1 protein-coding gene and 1 pseudogene are annotated in these 1,755 nt (G+C 73.0%); one reads left to right on the forward strand and one right to left on the reverse strand.

The window, feature by feature from the left end; translation table 11 throughout:
- Positions 1 to 28: 28 nt before the first annotated feature.
- Positions 29 to 1,489 carry an NAD-dependent succinate-semialdehyde dehydrogenase gene (locus G3I40_RS26390; RefSeq protein WP_203644820.1) on the forward strand — a complete coding sequence of 487 codons (1,461 nt, stop codon included), beginning with the start codon at positions 29 to 31 and terminating at the stop codon, positions 1,487 to 1,489.
- On the opposite strand, the pseudogene G3I40_RS26395 reads toward G3I40_RS26390, so the two are convergent.
- Positions 1,484 to 1,755, reverse strand: a pseudogene (locus G3I40_RS26395) (hypothetical protein); the annotation flags it as partial. The gene G3I40_RS26390 and the pseudogene G3I40_RS26395 overlap by 6 nt on opposite strands.

Here is a 1,755-nt window from a genome sequence, read left to right on the forward strand (position 1 = left end):
CCCACCCCACCCCACGGCGGAGCCCACTATGACCACACCCCCCGTCATCGAGAACGTCCCGAAGCAGCTCCACATCGGCGGCACCTGGCACCCCGCGGCAGCGAACCGCACGATGTCCGTCGACAACCCGGCCACCGGCGCCACCCTCTGTGCCGTCGCCGACGCGGGCCCGCAGGACGGCGAAGCGGCCCTGGCCGCGGCGGTCACCGCCCAGCGGGAGTGGGCCCGCACCGCCCCGCGGGCCCGCTCGGAGATCCTGCGCCGCGCCCACGAGATCATCCTGAGCCGCACCGAGGAACTGGCCCTCCTCATGACCCTGGAAATGGGCAAACCGCTTGCGGAGGCCCGCGGCGAAGTCGCGTACGCCGCCGAGTTCTTCCGCTGGTTCTCCGAAGAGGCGGTCCGGATCGACGGCGGCTACGCCCTCAGCCCCGACGGCCGCAACCGCCACCTCGTCCTGCGCCAGCCCGTCGGCCCCTGTCTGCTCATCACGCCCTGGAACTTCCCCCTCGCCATGGGCACCCGCAAGATCGGCCCGGCGATCGCCGCGGGCTGCACCATGATCCTCAAGCCGGCCCCGCAGACCCCCCTGTCCACCCTCGCGCTCACCGCGATCCTGACCGAGGCGGGCCTGCCGCCCGGCGTCCTCAACACGGTCACCACGACCGACGCCGGAGCTCTCGTCGAGCCCCTGCTGCGCAGCGGGGGCATTCGCAAGCTGTCCTTCACCGGCTCCACGCAGGTGGGCCGGATCCTGCTCGCCCAGTGCGCCGACACCGTCGTACGCACCTCGCTCGAACTCGGCGGCAACGCCCCGTTCCTCGTCTTCGACGACGCCGACCTCGACGCGGCCGTGGACGGCGCGATGGTCGCCAAGATGCGCAACATGGGGGAGGCCTGCACCGCCGCGAACCGCATCTTCGTACACCGCTCCGTGGCCGAGGAGTTCGCGACCCGGCTGGCCGCCCGGATGTCCGCCCTGACCGTCGGAGACGGCACCGCGCCCGGCGTCGACGTCGGCCCGCTCATCGACGCGGCGGGCCGCGCCAAGGTCGAACACCTCGTGCGGGACGCCGTCGGCCGCGGGGCCAAGGTGCTCACCGGCGGCGAACTGCCCTCCGGCGCGGGCAACTTCTACCCGCCGACCGTCCTCACGCAGGTCCCGCGCGACGCCGAGCTCACCGGCACCGAGATCTTCGGCCCCGTCGCCGCGCTGTTCACGTTCGAGGACGAGGACGATGTCGTCCAGGTCGCCAACGACACCGAGTGGGGCCTCGTGTCGTACGTCTACACCCGCGATCTGGACCGGGCCCTGCGGGTCGGCGAACGGCTGGAGACCGGCATGGTCGGCCTCAACACCGGCCTCGTGTCGAACCCTGCGGCCCCCTTCGGCGGCGTCAAGCAGTCCGGGCTCGGCCGCGAGGGCGGGCGCGTCGGCATCGAGGAGTTCCTGGAGTACAAGTACCTGGCCGTGCCCACCGGTTCATAGCCGCTCCACGGCCCGGAAGCCGGCCAGCCGGGACAGCAACGACCGCGCCGGTGGAGTGAGTTCGCCGACGGTGACCTCCTCGCCCGCGTTCAAGAGGCCGACGATCGCGGAGAGCTCGGGTGCCGTGAGGTCGGTCTCCAGGGTGTGCCCGCAGGCGGCCACGAGTCGGCGGCCCGCCGCCTCGGCCCACAGCACGCGCTCGACGGACCGCACGGCGTCGTCGTCGGTGAAGTAGCCGGGCCGCGCGGGCGGCGGCACCGGCCGCA

Origin of the sequence: Streptomyces sp. SID14478, assembly GCF_010548525.1 — a bacterium.
Lineage (GTDB): Bacteria > Actinomycetota > Actinomycetes > Streptomycetales > Streptomycetaceae > Streptomyces.

Excerpts from the sequence above, each read along its gene's own strand:
- G3I40_RS26390 (WP_203644820.1), top strand. The coding sequence starts at position 29 with ATGACCACACCCCCCGTCATCGAGAACGTCCCGAAGCAGCTCCACATC.